At 73.3% G+C, this 16,267-nt stretch carries 13 protein-coding genes; 7 read left to right on the top strand and 6 right to left on the bottom strand.

Annotated features, from left to right (window positions below):
* Positions 1-110 precede the first annotated feature (110 nt).
* Positions 111-971 (top strand): hypothetical protein, encoded by an 861-nt coding sequence (locus ACIGWZ_RS21185; protein ID WP_400066828.1) that lies wholly within the window; start codon positions 111-113, stop codon positions 969-971.
* Positions 972-998: 27 nt separating this feature from the next.
* Here ACIGWZ_RS21185 and ACIGWZ_RS21190 read toward each other — a convergent pair whose 3' ends face one another.
* The gene (locus tag ACIGWZ_RS21190) at positions 999-3,566 is read right to left on the bottom strand and encodes a PQQ-binding-like beta-propeller repeat protein (protein WP_400066830.1); all 2,568 of its coding nucleotides are present in this window, start codon (positions 3,564-3,566) and stop codon (positions 999-1,001) included.
* Between the two features lie 541 nt (positions 3,567-4,107).
* Positions 4,108-4,872: a VOC family protein gene (locus ACIGWZ_RS21195; RefSeq protein ID WP_400066832.1), complete on the bottom strand. Its 765-nt coding sequence runs from the start codon at positions 4,870-4,872 to the stop codon at positions 4,108-4,110.
* 341 nt (positions 4,873-5,213) lie between these two features.
* On the opposite strand from ACIGWZ_RS21195, the gene ACIGWZ_RS21200 reads away from it, so the two are divergent.
* A complete protein-coding gene (locus tag ACIGWZ_RS21200; protein WP_400066834.1) occupies positions 5,214-5,861 on the top strand; it encodes a TetR family transcriptional regulator in 648 nt (215 codons plus the stop codon).
* A 181-nt stretch (positions 5,862-6,042) separates the two neighbouring features.
* On the opposite strand, the gene ACIGWZ_RS21205 is transcribed toward ACIGWZ_RS21200, so the two are convergent.
* On the bottom strand, positions 6,043-6,513 hold the full coding sequence (locus ACIGWZ_RS21205) for a nitroreductase/quinone reductase family protein (RefSeq protein ID WP_400066836.1): 471 nt from the start codon (positions 6,511-6,513) through the stop codon (positions 6,043-6,045).
* Entirely contained in the window at positions 6,513-7,781 is a 1,269-nt protein-coding gene (locus tag ACIGWZ_RS21210) for an acyl-CoA dehydrogenase family protein (RefSeq protein ID WP_400066838.1), read from the bottom strand. Before ACIGWZ_RS21210 ends, ACIGWZ_RS21205 begins: the two co-directional genes overlap by 1 nt.
* Positions 7,782-8,000: 219 nt before the next feature.
* Between ACIGWZ_RS21210 and ACIGWZ_RS21215 the strand changes: the two genes are divergently transcribed.
* The 3 genes from ACIGWZ_RS21215 to ACIGWZ_RS21225 all read left to right on the top strand — a co-directional run bounded on the left by ACIGWZ_RS21215 (position 8,001) and on the right by ACIGWZ_RS21225 (position 11,486).
* Entirely contained in the window at positions 8,001-9,203 is a 1,203-nt protein-coding gene (locus ACIGWZ_RS21215; protein WP_400066840.1) for a thiolase C-terminal domain-containing protein, read from the top strand.
* A gap of 224 nt (positions 9,204-9,427) precedes the next feature.
* The gene (locus ACIGWZ_RS21220) at positions 9,428-10,747 is read left to right on the top strand and encodes an FAD-dependent monooxygenase (protein WP_400066842.1); all 1,320 of its coding nucleotides are present in this window, start codon (positions 9,428-9,430) and stop codon (positions 10,745-10,747) included.
* Between the two features lies 1 nt (position 10,748).
* Positions 10,749-11,486 carry a pyridoxal 5'-phosphate synthase gene (locus ACIGWZ_RS21225; protein ID WP_400066844.1) on the top strand — a complete coding sequence of 246 codons (738 nt, stop codon included), beginning with the start codon at positions 10,749-10,751 and terminating at the stop codon, positions 11,484-11,486.
* A gap of 55 nt (positions 11,487-11,541) precedes the next feature.
* Here the strand turns inward: ACIGWZ_RS21225 and ACIGWZ_RS21230 are convergent, their stop codons facing one another.
* Together ACIGWZ_RS21230 and ACIGWZ_RS21235 are read right to left on the bottom strand one after the other, a co-directional pair.
* The gene (locus ACIGWZ_RS21230; protein WP_400066846.1) at positions 11,542-12,030 is read right to left on the bottom strand and encodes a GNAT family N-acetyltransferase; all 489 of its coding nucleotides are present in this window, start codon (positions 12,028-12,030) and stop codon (positions 11,542-11,544) included.
* Between the two features lie 59 nt (positions 12,031-12,089).
* The gene (locus ACIGWZ_RS21235; RefSeq protein ID WP_400066848.1) at positions 12,090-12,548 is read right to left on the bottom strand and encodes a Zn-ribbon domain-containing OB-fold protein; all 459 of its coding nucleotides are present in this window, start codon (positions 12,546-12,548) and stop codon (positions 12,090-12,092) included.
* 293 nt (positions 12,549-12,841) lie between these two features.
* Here ACIGWZ_RS21235 and ACIGWZ_RS21240 point away from each other — a divergent pair, with 293 nt between their 5' ends.
* Together ACIGWZ_RS21240 and ACIGWZ_RS21245 are read left to right on the top strand one after the other, a co-directional pair.
* A complete protein-coding gene (locus tag ACIGWZ_RS21240; RefSeq protein WP_400066850.1) occupies positions 12,842-15,124 on the top strand; it encodes an acetate--CoA ligase family protein in 2,283 nt (760 codons plus the stop codon).
* A 91-nt stretch (positions 15,125-15,215) separates the two neighbouring features.
* Positions 15,216-16,094 carry an enoyl-CoA hydratase/isomerase family protein gene (locus ACIGWZ_RS21245; protein ID WP_400066852.1) on the top strand — a complete coding sequence of 293 codons (879 nt, stop codon included), beginning with the start codon at positions 15,216-15,218 and terminating at the stop codon, positions 16,092-16,094.
* Positions 16,095-16,267: the final 173 nt, after the last annotated feature.

Genomic DNA, 16,267 nt, shown 5'->3' on the forward strand with positions numbered 1-16,267 from the left:
GTGACAACCCGGACGGGGCCCGAAAACGCCCGAGAAATAGCGGGTACGGGCGGTCAGGCGTAGCGTCGTTCACGGAGGAGCTCAGGACGACTCGAAGCGAGGCGACGCCAGTGGTGCGCAACGTCATCGGGTCCCTGATCGCCCTCATCGGAGCGACGGCCGCCGTCTGGAGCCCCTTCCGTCCCTGGTACGACGGCCGTCACGGAAGCGATTTCCGTATCGAGGATCTCTTCAACAACATCACCGACAACGCCGCCTCCGTCTACGGCTCCGTCTTTCTGCCGCTGGCCGTCGCGGGCGTGCTGACCCTGATCGGCATCGTGCTGCGCTCGCGGGTGCTCGTCGCCTTCGCGGGCGTGGTCGTGCTGGGCTTCACCGTCTTGTGGATGGTCCGCCAGGGGCAGTCGGCCGGCGAACTCACGGCGGGCGCCCACGGCCTCGGTGTGGGCGTGGCCAATGCCCTCGGTGGCGGTGCGCTGATGGTGCTCGGCGCCCTGGTGATGAGCGGTCGCGGCGGGCGGGTACACGGCGGGCGGGTAGGCGGCCGCCGGGCCGAGGAGCGCTACGACGACGGGTACGGCCGTTACGACGAGCCCGCGGCCGCGCCCCCGGCGGCGGCGCCCCGACCAGCGCCCGAACCATGGGACCCGGGCCGCCCGGTCACGCACGACCCGGCGACCCAGGAGTGGACGCCGGAGCAGTACGGCAACGAGGGCGAGCCCCCTGATGACGGGCCCGCCACCCGCCCGCTCACCCGCCCCGGTTTCGACCCGGACAGGCTCGGCCCCGAAGACGGTGGCCGCCCGCCGCACCAGCCGTCCACCGAACCCTGGCCCCGGCCGACGGCACCGCCGCCCCCGCCTCCGCCGCCGACCGGGCCGGCGCATCCGCAGCCCCCCACGCCTCCGGTGGAGTGGGGCAAGGAGCATCGGCAGCGGGGCACCCAACAGCCTCCGGAGGAACGGGAGTAGCCGCGGCCCGGTGCTGGTGCGGCCCGGTTACGAACGCCGGGCCTGGCCCGTCCCCTTCGCCGCGTCCAGCGCGTACACACAGCGGTCCTTGCTGCACGCATAGACGACGCCGCCGACCGCCACCGGGGATCCGGTGATCTCGCCGCCGGTCTCCAGCTTCCAGCGCAGCTGGCCACCCATCGCGTCGAGGGTGTACAGGCAGTGGTCGGCGGAGCCGAAGTGCACCCGGCCCTCGGCGGCGACCGGTGCGCCGACCACGTCCGCGCCGGCCTGGAACCGCCAACGCGGCGTCCCGGTCACCGCGTCCAGGGTGTAGAGCGCCTTGCCGCTGCCCAGGTGGACCGCGCCGTGTGCGACCAGCACCGGCTCGGTGGACTGGCGCGCCTCCGTGGCGATCCGCCAGCGGTCGCGGCCGTCCGCCGCGTCCAGGGCGTAGACCGTGCCGAGGTAGTCCGCCAGATAGACGCCGCCGCCGGTGACCGCGGGGCCGGGGGCGAAGGCGGGCGGGCTGACGAACACCGCGGGCGCCTCGAAGTGCCAGCGCACATCGCCGCGCGCGATGTCGAGCGCCATCACCCGCGCCCCGGCCACGACGTAGACCACGCCGTCGGGCGCGGGCAGCAGCCTCATCGGCACCCCGCCGCAGGACGCGGTGTCGCCCACGGGATACGACCAGCGCTCGGCGCCGGTACGCGCCTCCAGCGCCTTCAGCCGCGCGTCGGCCCAGACGAAGACCGTGCCGTCGTGCACCACGGGCCCGGTCTCATCGGTCTCGAAGTCCGTCTGGAGGCCGCCGGTCTCCCACAGCAGCTCGCCGTTGGCGGCCTCCCAGGCCTGGACACCGCCGCCGCGCGTGCTGGTGACGACCGTGCCGCGGTCCACCTTCAGGGCGTAGACCCACCCCTCGGTGTTCAGCCGCCAGAGCTCCGTGCCGTCATCGGCGTCCAGGGCGTACAGGCTCGGGCCGTCCGAGGCATGGATGCGGCCGTCGGCGACGGCCATCGCCCACGCCACGTCGCGGGTCTTGAACTTCCGCCGTCCGCTGGCCACGTCGAGGGCGTGCACCTCGAAGGAGGTGACGTAGAGCAGATCGCCGGAGACGGCGGGGGTGCCCCACACGTCGTTCGACATCCGAAAGCGCCAGGGGCGCCAGCGGCCCGGCTCGGCGGGCGGCTGCTCGGGCGGCGGGGGCGGCGCGGCCTGGGCCGGGGCGCCGTTGGCCCCGCCCTGCTGCGGCACACCGGCGGCCGGCCCGCCGCCCGGCGGCCGCACCCAGTTCGTGGCGGCACCGGCCTGCCCGCGCGGCTGCGGATCGCGCGCATCGGCGGCGCGCGGCCCCGGCCCTATGGCGGCGGGCGAGCCACCGAGGTGGACGGGGCCCGCCTCCGGGGGCGCGGCGGGCGGCGGTGCGGCGGAGATCGGGGTCACCCGGGCCGTCGAGACGTCCGGGCCGAGCGCAGCGGGCTGCGGCATCGGGCCGGGGCCGCCGGTACGCGGGTCGCCGCCGCGGTGCGCGCCGGGGCCCGCGCCGACCCGGCCGGGCCAGCCGGACTCGGGCGCGGCGGCGGCCGCCGGGGCGCTCTCGGGGCGCGGCGGCGGCTGTACGGGCTGCGGGGCGGGCTCGGCGGGCGCCTGGCGGCCGGAGCCACGGCCGGCGGCGGCGCGCTGCGCGCTCTTGGGTACGGCGGAACGGCCGCCGCGCCGCTGCTCGATGAGCGCCACCGCGCCGGGCGGCAGCCAGGCCGAGGCCGTGCCGCTGTCGTCGCTGCCGGAGCCGAACAGATGCGGCGCCAGCTGGGACTGCAGATCGGCGGGGGACGGCCGGTGGACCGCCTCCATCTGCATACAGGACTCCAGCAGCGGCCGCAGCTCGCCCGGCAGCCCGGCCAGGTCGGGGCCTTCGCGCAGCAGCATGAAGACGGTCTCGACGGGGTTGGCGCCGTGGAAGGGGGCGTGCCCGGTGGCGGCGAAGACCAGCGTCGAGCCGAGGGAGAAGACGTCGCTGGCGCCCGTGACGCTGCGCGAGTCGCGCGCCTGTTCGGGCGACATGTAGGCCGGGGTCCCCACGGCCACGTTGGTCATCGTCAGCCGGGTGTTGGACACCCCGGAGGCGATACCGAAGTCGATGACCCGGGGGCCGTCCTCGACCACCAGGACGTTCGAGGGCTTCAGGTCGCGGTGTACCAGGCCGGCGCCGTGGATGGACTGCAGCGCCTCGGCGATCCCGGCCGCCAGCCAGCGCACCGCCTGGGCCGGCAGCGGCCCGCACTCATTGACTATTTCCTCGAGGGAGGGGGCGGGGACGTAGGCCGTCGCCAGCCACGGCACCGCCGCCCGCGGATCGGCGTCCACCACCGCCGCGGTGTAGAAGCCGCTGACCGCGCGGGCCGCCTCGACCTCGCGTGTGAAGCGGACCCGGAACAGCTGGTCCTCGGCGAGCTCGGTACGCACCGTCTTGATCGCCACGCGCCGGCCGGACGCCGAACGCGCCAGATAGACCAGTCCCATGCCGCCGGCCCCGAGACGGCCGAGCACCTCGAACGGCCCGATCCGCCGGGGATCGTGCTGCGTCAGCTGCGTCAGCTGCTCCACCACTTGCCTGCCACCTCCCCGTGGGGCTTAAAAAGAGACTCTCAATAGCCACGAGCCGCCGAGAGCCACTGCCCCGTGCAGCGTCTCACCGCCTGGCCGAAACGGCCGTACGCGTGGTGATTCTTCCTGGCCGGGCCGACGGTTGCGAACCCGGGGCCATGCGTCGTGTCCGGGATCACGCCCCGTCACACATGGCGCGGCCGTTACCAGGTGTAACTCACGCCCGCCTGACGTGCGCCGATACGTCCGGCAAAAAGCGGTTGCCGCGAGGTTACCGGCCGGTTGCCCCTGCGCCGGTCTCCGCTATCCCCCGGCGCAGCGGGCCCCCGGCGGCACACCTCCGCCGCTCCGCCGTCGTCCGCCCCGGCGCCCGTCCCCCAACGGCCCTCTCTCCCCCGCCCTGCCGCCGCTGTCGTGCACGTCGTGCAGCGTCGCGCGCACCCCGCGTATTCCCCCGCACTCGCACCTTCCACCCTCCGCACGACTTTCTCCGACACTCTCCCGGCGGCTCGCAACCGCCGGCCCAATTCTGCGACGCCAACGGCTACTTCAGCCCTATGACGCCAAAGGTGGCGCCCTGGTTGTCACTGAAGACCGCGAACGGACCGCCGGGGGTCTGTTTCGGGCGGACGACGACACTGCCACCGAGGGCGGTTGCGGTGCGCACCGCGGCGTCCATCTCGTCGACGAGGAAGCAGACGAGAAAATGCGCCGGTACCTGCGGCGGGAACGTCGCGTCCATCGCGATCCGGCAGCCGATCTCGCGGGCGTGGCCGGGCAGCCGCCACGGCAGGAAGCCGGGGCGCGCCATCGGGCTGTCGGCGACGCCTTCGAAGCCGAAGACCTTCCCGTAGAAGGCATCCGCCGCGGCGGCGTCGCGGGTGTGCAGCCCCATCCAGAGGTAGCCGCCGGGCTCCTGGCCGGTCTCGAAGCCCAGGTGCGTTCCGGCCTGCCAGGCGCCGAACACCGCCCCGGTCGGGTCGACGGCGACCAGCATGGAGCCCAGCGCCCCGACCTCCGCGGGCGCCGCGAGGATCCGCCCGCCCGCGTCCCGGATCAGGGTTTCGGTGCGCCCGATGTCGCCGGTCGCGAAGTAGAGCCCCCAGGCGATGGGGGACGCCTCGTCCTGCCGGGGCATCAGCCCGGCGGCCTTCTTGCCGTTGCGGAAGGCCTGGATGTACCCGCCGAACTCGGCGGCGCCCCCGGAGAACGTCCAGCCCAGGAGGTCGCCGTAGAAGCGCTTGCCCCGCTCGGGATCGGGCAGCATGACATCCGCCCAGCAGGGAGCACCGTCCGCGAGTGCAGTCATGACCTCAACGCTAGCGGCGGTACGGGCGCCCCGCCCGGCGAGCACTCGAACGTGTGGTCGATTCATTCTCGTGTTGACGCAGGTCATCCCGCGGATGGCGCACAACAGGCCAGTCGCCGCCCGCACTTGTCATCGCCGCCCCGCGCGCTTGTCCACCAAAGTTGTCCACAGCCTGTTGATAAGACCATTCACCGGTTTGGATCAAGCGCCGCCGCACGGATCCGCAGTCGTGCCGGAGGCCGCAAGAGGGGCGGGAACCGGGGCCAAGGGCGGCTAACTCCCGCATCCCCATTTGCAGGCAGCCAAATCGCGCTCCGATCACCCGTCGGTAAGCTGACGGCATGACAGGACAAGTGCGAACCGTCGACGGCAGAGTTGCCGGCCGCCGTGGACAGGCGACGCGGCAGAAGCTGCTCGACTGCCTCAGCGAAATGCTCAGTTCGTCCCCCTACCGGGACGTCAAAGTCATCGATGTGGCCCGAAAAGCGGGGACTTCACCCGCTACGTTCTATCAGTACTTCCCGGACGTGGAGGGCGCTGTCCTCGAAATCGCCGAGGAGATGGCCAAAGAAGGCGCAAGTCTGACCGATCTTGTCGCCGGACGTTCCTGGGTGGGCAAGTCCGGCTGGCAGACGGCGGAGGAGCTCGTCGACGGCTTTCTCTCCTTCTGGCGCAAGAACGACGCGATCCTGCGCGTCGTGGATCTGGGCGCGGCCGAGGGCGACAAGCGGTTCTACAAGATCCGCATGAAGATTCTCAATGCCGTCACCAACTCCCTTACGGACTCCATCCAGGAGCTGCAGAGCAAGAACAAGGTCGACAAGGACGTGAGCGCGCCGGCCATGGCCGGGTCCATCGTCGCGATGCTGGCGGCGGTCGCCGGGCACCAGAAGGGCTTCCAGAGCTGGGGCGTCAAGCAGACCGAGCTCAAGCCCAATCTGGCGCTGCTGGTGCACTTCGGCATCACCGGCAAGAAGCCGACGAAGTAGCCGCGCGGTAGCCGACGCAGTCCGCAGCAGCCGGCTCCTCAGCCGTCACCGCAGCCGCCGGACCAGTTCGCGACCGGCCCTGCATCCGTCCTGTATCCGTCCTGCCATAGCAGTCCAGCTGCACAGACAGCGGGTGCCGTAGGGCCCTCAGGGGTTCATAAGGCACCCGCTGTCCGTGCGCTCAGCGCCGCTCGAGCCGGAACAGCCGGATCTCCCGCTCCACCCGCGCCTGATACGCGGCGTACGGCGGCCAGAAGGCGAGCGCCGCCCGCCAGGCACGCTCCCGCTCCGCCCCCTTGAGCAGCCGGGCCCGTACCGGAATGTCCCGACCGCGCCAACTCACCTCCGCATCCGGATGCTTGAGCAGATTCCCGGTCCAGGCGGGGTGTCCCGGACGCCCGAAGTTGCTGCCGATCAGCAGCCAGCTGCCGCCCTCCTCCGGCATGCACGCCAGCGGGGTACGCCGCGGCTGCCCGCTCCTCGCCCCGGTCGCGGTCAGGATCACCCCGGGCAGCATCCGGGCGCTGAGCAGCACCTTTCCCCGGGTCACCCGGTGTACGGCGCGATCCAGCGCGGGGATGACATGCGGTGCGATCCGCGCGAACGTACGGGTCGAGGAGACCTTCTGCACCAGCCGCTCACCCGGTGGCATCAGGCATCGACCGCCTCTCGCGCACCGGCCGCCGCGGCCGGGCCGAGCGCCGCTCCCCCGCCCCCGGCCGCGAACAGCCCGGCCTCCTCGGCGGCCCGCGCCCGCAGCCGGTGCACGGGCCCCAGCAGCAGTTCGTCGCAGGCGGCGCGCTTGAAGTAGAGGTGCGCCTCGTGTTCCCAGGTGAAGCCGATGCCGCCGTGCAACTGCACCGCCTCGGCAGCCACCTTGCGCAGCGCCTCCAACGCCTGCGCGAGCGCCAGCCCGGCCACCCCCGGCTCCGTCGCGCGCCGCTCCCCGCTCCGGGCTCCGCCCGCCGACCAGGCCGCGTAGTACGCCGCCGAGCGCGCCGCCTGCACCGCCACGTACAGGTCGGCGAGCCGGTGCTGCACCGCCTGGAAGGAGCCGATCGGCCGGCCGAACTGCTCGCGCGTACGGACGTATTCGACGGTACGGGCGAGCGCGGCATCGGCCGCACCGACCGCCTCGGCGGCCAGCGCCGCGGCCGCCTCGACCCCAGCGGCGGCGAGCGCGTCCGTCACGGCCGTCTCGCCGCCCTCACCATCCCCCAGCAACTCGGCGGCCACATCGCGCAGTTCGATACGAGCCTGCGGGCGGGTCTCGTCCATCGCGGTCTGCCGGGTCCGCACCAGGCCGGGGGCGTCCGCCCGTACGACGAAGATCAGGGTGCGGCTGCGCGCGAAGCCGCCGGCGTGCGCGGCCACCAGGAGCACCTTTGCGGTGTGGCCGTCGAGGACCTGCGCGGCCTCCCCGTACAGCCGCCACCCTCCGTTCTGCGCCTGCGCCTGGATGCCGCCCGCGCGGCCGCCGCCCGCCCAGTCCCCGGCATTCGACCCGGTCAGCGCCAGCGCGGTGGCCAGCCGTCCGCCGGGCACGGCAAGGGTCGCGGTCAGTTCCCCGGCGGCGAGCTTCGGCAGCAGCTCGGCGCGCTGCCCCTCCGTCCCCAGGGCCAGGATCAGCGGCGCGGCGAGCGCGGCGGTGGCGATCAGCGGCGAGGGCAGCAGGACGCGGCCGGTCTCCTCGCAGGCCAGGGCGAGTTCGGTGGGCCCGCAGTCCGCGCCGCCGTAGGCCGCGGGCAGGGCGAGGCCCGGCAGCCCGAGCTGCCCGGCGAGCTGCCGCCACAGCGCCTCGTCGTACCCCGGCGCGGTGCGCACCGCCGACTTGACCTCGTCCGGGCCGCAGCGCTTGTGCAGCAGTTCGCGCAGAGTGCGGCGGATCTCGTCCTGCTCCTCGGTGAACGCGGCATCCATCGGCGGGCTCCTCCCGGCCGTGCGACAACGCCCATCGGGTACGACGGGCCCCGGCATCCGATCTGACGGGCCGTCATAGTAGGGACGGGGGCACGACTTTCCTAGGGCCGCGGCCCTCGACCTCCCGAGGGGGTTTGCGCCGCCGGGGCCCCGCCGACCCCACCCGCCGCCCCGTCCGCCACCTGCCCGCACCGCACTATCTGATGTACCGTCAGATTCATGACTTCAGGGACCCCTTCCGGGTATCGCCACCGTCATCGCCCTCGCAAGGTAGCCGTCGCCGGAGTCGCCCTGTCCGACTGCGGACGCGTGGACGAGGCCACCCCCTACGCCCTGCACGCCCAGGCCGCCCGCCGGGCGCTCGCCGACAGCGGCCTGGACCGGTCGGTGATCGACGGCTTCGCCTCGGCCGGGCTGGGCACCCTCGCGCCCGTAGAGGTCGCCGAGTATCTGGGCCTGCGCCCCACCTGGGTGGACTCCACCTCCGTCGGGGGCGCAACCTGGGAGGTCCTGGCCGCCCACGCCGCCGACGCGATCGCCGCAGGTCACGCCCGTGCCGTACTCCTCGTCTACGGATCCACCGCGCGCGCGGACATCAAGGCCGGGCGCCGCACCTCCAACCTGTCGTTCGGCGCGCGGGGCCCGCTCCAGTTCGAGGTCCCCTACGGGCACACCCTGATAGCCAAGTACGCCATGGCCGCCCGCCGGCACATGCACCAATACGGCACCACGCTGGAGCAGCTGGCCGAGATCGCCGTCCAGGCGCGGGCCAACGCGGCGGCCAACCCGGACGCCATGTACCGCGACCCGATCACCGTCGACGACGTCCTCGCCGGCCCGATGATCGCCGACCCGTTCACCAAGCTGCACTGCTGCATCCGCTCCGACGGCGGCTGCGCGGTCCTGCTGGTCGCCGAGGACTACGTCCCCGACCTGGCCAAACCCCCGGTCTGGGTGCTCGGTTCCGGCACCTCGGTCTCGCACACCACCATGTCGGAGTGGGACGACTTCACCGTCTCGCCGGCCGCGGTCTCCGGCCGCCTGGCCTTCGAGCGGGCCGGCGTCCGCCCCGCCGAGATCGACCTCGCCGAGCTCTACGACGCCTTCACGTACATGACCCTGGTGACGCTGGAGGACCTGGGCTTCTGCGCCAAGGGCGAGGGCGGGGCGTTCGTGGAGAAGGGGCGGCTGCTGCGGGACGGCGCGCTGCCGGTCAACACGGACGGCGGCGGCCTGGCCGCCTGCCACCCGGGCATGCGCGGCCTGTTCCTGCTGGTGGAGGCCGTACGGCAACTCCGCGGCGAGGCCGGCCCCGGCCGCCAGGTCCGCAAACCGGGCGGCCGGCTCCCACAGCTCGCCGTCGCCTCCGGTACGGGTGGCTGGTTCTGCTCGTCGGGGACGGTGGTCCTGGGGAGGGGGTAGGCGCCCGCACCTGGGCGCGGCGCATCGGCGGCGCGCCCACGGTCTCGGCCGGGGCCGGGGCCGGGACCGGGGGCGGGGGTGGGGGTGGGGCTGAGGCTGGAGCCACCCGAGCCCCTTCTATACAAGCGTCATAGACAAACGTTTAAGACGCTCGTATAGTCACGTTCGTGAGCGCCGCTCACGCCCGCCCCGCCCAAGCCCCACAGCCCCGAAGGGAATCCGCCATGCCCGGCACCGGATCGCGTCCCCGCCCCGCCAAGACCGTGCTGATCTCCGGCGCGAGCATCGCCGGACCGGCGCTCGCCTACTGGCTGCACCGCCACGGCTTCGCCGTCACCGTCGTCGAGCGCGCCCCCGCGCTGCGGACCGGCGGCTACAAGGTCGACATCCGGGGCGCGGCGATCGAGGCCGCCGAACGAATGGGAATCCTGGAGGACATCCAGCGCGCCAGTACGGACATGCAGACCGGCGCCTACGTCGACGACGACGGCAAGCGGATCGCCACGCTCCCCGCCGACATCTTCGGCGCCCGCATCGGCCGCGACGACGAGATCATGCGCGGCGATCTCGCCCGCATCCTCTACGACCGCACGCGGGAGGATGTCGAGTACGTCTTCGGCGACTCGATCGCCTCCCTCGGTTCCGCCACCGCCGACGGCGAGGGCGTCGACGTCACCTTCGAGCGGGGCGCGCCGCGCCGCTTCGACATCGTCGTCGGCGCGGACGGGGTGCACTCGACCGTACGGCGGCTGGTCTTCGGCCCGGAGGAGCGATTCGCGCGCCACCTCGGGACCTGTATCGCGGCCTTCTCCATGCCCAATGACCTGGGCCTGGACCGGGAGGAGTTGTACTACGCGCTGCCCGACAAGCTGCTCTGCGAATACAGCTCGGCCGGGGACCCGGCGGCCAAGGGCATGATGAGCTTCCGCTCGCCCCGGCTGACCTACGACCACCGGGACACCGACCGGCAACTTGCCCTGCTGGAGGCGGCGTTCGCGGGCGATGGCGGGCGGGCCCCGCGGCTGCTGCGGGCGGCCCGCGAGGCGTCCGACCTCTACTTCGACGGTATGCAACTGATCGAGATGGACCGCTGGTCGAGCGGCCGGGTGGTGCTGCTCGGCGACGCCGCGCACTGCGCCTCGCCGGCGTCGGGGCAGGGCACGGGGATGGCGATGGTCGGCGCGTACGTCCTGGCCGGGGAGCTCGCGGCGGCGGGCGGCGACCCGGCGGTGGCCTTCGACCGCTACGAGCGGGAGATGCGCGGCTATGTCGAGGTCAACCACCGGCTGGCGGAGAAGTTCGCGAAGGAGATGACCTTGGCGACGCGGCGGGGGATCCGGCTGCGGCATCTGATGCTGCGGATCCTGCCGCACATGCCGTGGAAGAACCTCGTCGCGAGGAAGATCGCCGAGGACGTGCAGCGCGGGGCCAACGCCATCACGCTCAAGGACTACGGCGCCGTCCGCCCGGCATCGACGGCCCGGCGCCCGGCACGGCGCGGGACCGCCCCGGCGGCCGCGGCTCTTCCCCCGTACGCTGCCTGACATGGCCGAACCCGCTGCCCACCAGGACTCCCCGGACGACCGCGCCACCGGCGCCGACCGCCACCCTCCGGAGGAGGCGGCGGCGGCCCGCGCGTTCCGCGAGCTGCTGCGCGGGCTGCGGGTCTGGGAGAGCGAACTGCCCGCCTTCGACCCGGCACGGGCCCCGGCCGAACCGCTGCCGCTCTTCCGGCAGTGGCTGCGCGAGGCCGCCGAGGCCGGTGTGCCCGAGCCGCACACCATGACGCTGGCCACGGCGGATGCGGCCGGTGACCCCTCCGTACGGACCCTGATGCTGCACGACGCCGACGAGCACGGCTGGCACTTCGGCTCGCACCGCGGCAGCCGCAAGGGCCGCGAGCTGGCCGCCCGGCCGCGGGCCGCGCTCGGGTTCTACTGGCCGGCGGTCGGCCGTCAGGTCCGCATCCGGGGGTCGGTGGCCGCGGCGGGCTCCGAGGAGAGCGCGGCCGATCTGCACCGCCGCTCCACGGGCGCGCTGGCCGCCGCGCTGGTCGGCCGCCAGAGCGAGGTCCTCGGCTCCGCCGAAGAACTGGCCCGCGCCTCGGACGCCGCCTGGGAGCGGGCCCGGCGCGAGCCGGACGCCCCCGTGCCCAGCTGGACGCTCTACGTCCTGCGGGCCGAGGAGGTCGAGTTCTTCCAGGGGGATGCGCTGCGCCGGCACGTACGGCTCAACTACCGTCGCACCGGCGGTGGTTGGGAACGGGAACTGCTCTGGCCGTAACGGTGTGACAGGCGGCAGGGCAGCCAGGCCGGCAGGGGCCGGGCGGGCCGGGGGCTCACACCTTCCGGTACATGACATGGAAACCGACATAGCCCTTGGTGGGGTGCCGGAACCCTTCGGGAATCGTGGTCATGATCTCGAAGCCGAGGGACTGCCAGAGGGCGACGGCGGCGGTGTTGGTCTCGATGACCGAGTTGAACTGGATCCCGCGGTAGCCCTCGGCGCGGGCCCAGGCCAGTACGTGTTCACCCAGCGCCCGGCCGACCCCGCGCCGGGCGTACCGCGGATCGACCATGAAGCTGGCGCTGGCGATGTGTGAGCTGCCGCCCATGTGGTTGGGGTTCATCTTGGCCGAGCCCAGCACCGTGCCGTCCGCGTCGACGGCGACGACCGTACGGCCCGGCGGCGGGAGCATCCACATCGCCCGGCCGGCCGGTTCATCGAGGTCACGCGGATATGCATAGGTCTCCCCGGCCGCGACGACGGCATGGAAGAACGGCCAGATGGCGGGCCAGTCGGCCTCGGTCGCTTCGCGAATCTGCACAAGGAGAGGATGACTCGGGCGCGCCGGGCATGCCACCCGATTCCGTCGGGAGAGGCGGGTCACGCGGGCCGGAAGACGGGGACCGCGACCGCGCCCCCGCCGTCCGCGGGGGTCGCCTCGTTCCGGAAGTCCACCACCAGCGGCATCCCGATCCGCAGGTCCTCCGGCGCGCAGCCGATGATCTCGGTCATCATCCGGGGCCCCTCGGCGAGGTCGACCACGGCCGCCACATACGGCACCCGGGCGCCGAAGGGCGGCAGGTCATTACGGTGCACGACGGACCAGGTGTACAGGGTGGCGCGGCCGCCGGCCGGCTCCCACTCGACGTCCTCGCCCCAGCAGTACGGGCAGAACTCGCGCGGGTAGTGGTGGGCGGCACCGCACCCGCCGCTTTCGGCCCGGCAGCGGCGCAGCAGCAGCCGCCCTTCCGCGGCGCCGTCCCAGTACGGCCGGGTGAAGGCGTCCGACTCCGGCAGATCGCTTCGCGGCGCGCCGCGCGCCGCCTCGGGTCCCGCCATCACTGGAACACCTCCACCGCATCGTCGAGCGACCACGCCCGCCGGCCCCTCGCGAACAGGGCCGAACGACGGCCGCCGGGGACACCCCGCTGCCTGACGGTACGTCAGTTCAGCGGATGCGGGGAGGGGTGCGCAAGGGGCCGTGCGCCGTTGACCACCCCGCGCGGCGCCCGGATCCTGGGGGCGCCGCCGCGAAGCTTTACCGTGCAGCCCCATTCCTGACATGCCGTCAGTTCAGTAATCTGACTGTGCGTCAGTTAATGAGAGCCGTCACACAGGAGCGGGCGTCTGCGATGCTTGGATCGACTCACGGCACCCTCACCACTCACTCCCGGCCGGCCCGCGTCGTGGCCTGTGGGGAGCAACCACCACATACCGTCCACGGCGTGTCCGAGGCGCGCGGCGACGGCGCCGACCAGCGGCCCGGCGCGGCGGTCGACCGGGACGTCAGCGGGCGGCCGCTGCACGCTCCGGTGCCCGACCTGGACCGCTTCTTCCGGCCCGAGTCCGTGGCGGTGATCGGCGCCTCGGACAGCGAGGGCCGTCCGAACACCGGCATCACCCGCCAACTGATCGCCTGGGCCGAGCGGGTCGGCGCACGGCTCCATCCCGTCAACCCGGGGCGCGAGCGGGTCTTCGACCGGCCCTGCCACGCCTCCGTCGCCGACCTCCCGGAACCCGTCGACCTCGCCGTCCTGCTGGTCGCCGACCCGGTCCCGGTCATCGAGCAACTGGGCGACGCCAAGGTGAAGTTCGCGGTGGCATTCGCCTCCGGCTTCGCCGAGACGGGCGCGGACGGCGCGGCGGCGCAGGCCCGGCTGGCCGAGGTCGTCGAACGCTCCGGCCTGCGGCTGCTGGGGCCCAACACCAACCTCAACGCCTTCGAAGAATTCCGCGAGGACCTCGACGGCCCGGCCATCGCCCTCATCACGCAGTCGGGCCACCAGGGCCGCCCCGTCTTCACCCTCCAGGAACTGGGCATCCGCCTTTCGCACTGGGCCCCCACCGGCAACGAGGCCGATCTGGAGACCGCCGACTTCCTCTCCTACTTCGCCTCCCGGCCCGAGGTCGGCGCCATCGCCGCGTATGTGGAAGGTCTCAAGGACGGCCGCAGCTTTCTGCTCGCCGCCGACCGCGCCGCCCGCAACAAGGTGCCGGTCGTCGCCGTCAAGGTCGGCCGTACCGAGACCGGCGCCCGGACGGCCGCCTCACACACCGGCAAGCTCACCGGTGCGGACGGGGTCGTGGACGCCGCGATGCGGCAGTTCGGCGTGATCCGGGTGGACGGGCTCGACGAGCTGCAGGACACCGCCGCGCTGCTGGCCCGCGCCAAGCGGCCCACGGCCGAGGGCGTCGCGGTGTATTCGATCTCCGGTGGCACCGGCGCGCACTTCGCGGACCTGGCGACCGCGGCGGGACTGCGGCTGCCCACCCTCGACGATGCCAAGCAGTCCGAGCTGCACCAGTGGATACCGGACTATCTCAACGTCGCCAATCCCATCGACAACGGCGGGCACCCCGTAGGGGACTGGCGGGGCCGCAAGATCATCGATGCGATCCTGGCCGACCCCTCGATCGGCGTGCTCATCTGCCCGATCACCGGGCCCTTCCCGCCCATGAGCGACAAGCTCGCGCAGGATCTCGTGGACGCGGCGGAGCAGACGGACAAGCTGGTGTGTGTGGTGTGGGGGTCGCCGGTCGGCACCGAGGACGCCTACCGGCGCACCCTCCTCGGCTCTTCTCGCGTGGCGACGTTCCGCACCTTCGGCAACTGCATCACCGCCGTACGCGCCTGCCTCGACCACCACCGGTTCGTCGACGGCTACCGCTCGCCGTTCGACGACGCCCCGCGGGTGCTCTCCCCTTCCGCCCGCAAGGCGCAGGCGCTGATGCGTCCGGGCCAGCAGCTCAGCGAACACGCGGCCAAACAGCTGCTGCGCGCCTACGGCATCCGCGTACCCCGCGAACAGCTGGTGACCAGCGCGGCGGCGGCCGTACGGGCGGCGAGTCAGGTCGGCTATCCCGTGGTCATGAAGGCCTCGGGGCCACAACTGGCCCATAAGACCGAACTCGGCCTGGTGAAGGTCGGACTGACCTCCGCCAGCCAGGTACGGGACGCCTACCGCGAGCTCACGGACATCGCCCGGTACGAGGGCGTCCCCCTCGACGGGGTGCTGGTCTGCCAGATGATCGAGCGGGGCGTCGAGATGGTCGTCGGGGTCACCCATGACGACCTCTTCGGGCCGACGGTGACGGTCGGACTGGGCGGGGTCCTCGTAGAAGTGCTGCGGGACGTCGCCGTGGGCGTGCCGCCCTTCGGTGAGGACCAGGCGCGCGCCATGCTCGGCGAACTGCGCGGCCACGCCCTCCTCGACGGCGTACGGGGCGCACCGCCCGCGGATGTGGACGCGCTGGTCGAGGTCGTCCTTCGGGTACAGCGGATGGCCCTCGAACTGGGCGAGGACCTGGCCGAGTTGGACATCAACCCGCTGGTCGTCCTGCCGCGGGGGCAGGGGGCCGTGGCCCTCGATGCGCTCGCCGTGTGCCATGCCCCCCACGGGGCCCACACCCCGTGATCGCCGCCACCACCCACCCCACCATCGACCCCACCGCCGCCCCCGCCCCGACCGCACGCGCCCGGACCGCACCCCCTGGAGCCGCACCCCCATGACGTCCTCCCCCGCATCCCCCGAATCCCCCGGCGCCGCCGCATCCGCCGCATCCGCGGAATCCCCCGACGGCCCCTCACCTTCCGTTGACTCCTTGATACTCCACGCCACTGACAACGGCGTTTCGTGGATCACTCTCAACCGCCCCGCCGCGCTGAACGCCCTCACCTGGGACCAGCGCGAACGGATCGTCGAGCGGCTCGCGGACGCCTCCGCCGACCCGGACGTACGGGCCGTCGTGATCACCGCGACCGGCAAGGGCTTCTGCGCCGGCGCCGATCTGCGCGGCGCGCCGTCGGCGAGCGAGGAGCGGGTCGCGGGCGACGTCGCGCGGATGATCCGGCGCGGTGCGCAGCGCTTCATCGGCGCCGTACTGGACTGCGAGAAGCCCGTGATCGCCGCCGTCAACGGCACCGCGGCCGGGATCGGCGCGCATCTCGCGTTCGCCTGCGATCTGGTACTGGCCGCCGAATCGGCCCGTTTCATCGAGGTGTTCGTACGCCGCGGGCTGGTCCCGGACGGCGGCGGCGCCTACCTTCTGCCGCGGCTGATCGGCCCGCAGCGCGCCAAGGAGCTGATGTTCTTCGGCGACGCCGTCCCGGCCGCCGAGGCCGAGCGGCTGGGCCTGGTCAACCGGGTGGTCCCGGACGGCGAGCTGGAGAAGACGGCGCGGGAGTGGGCCGAGCGTCTGGCGGCCGGCCCGACCCGGACGCTCGCCCTCACCAAACAGCTGGTCAACGCCTCGCTCGACACCGATCGGGCCGCGGCCTTCGCCGCCGAGGCCACCGCCCAGGAGATCAACATGACCACGGCCGACGCCCAGGAAGGGGTCGCGTCCTTCGTGGCGCGCCGCAAGCCGGCGTACCGGGGCCGGTGACAGGACGGCGGGCGGTACGGGTGCCGCCCGCCCGCACGGGCCGGGCACGGTCGTCCGCGCTGACGTCCGGGTCACGCCCCGCCGCGACGCCCTCCGCACCGCCGCCGTCCGCCACCCCGACCTGCCCACCGGTGGCCACGCCCGCCGCCCACAGCAGCCCGGCCGCGAGCACC

The sequence above is a fragment of the Streptomyces sp. NPDC053427 genome (assembly GCF_044544985.1).
In the GTDB taxonomy this organism is placed as follows: domain Bacteria; phylum Actinomycetota; class Actinomycetes; order Streptomycetales; family Streptomycetaceae; genus Streptomyces.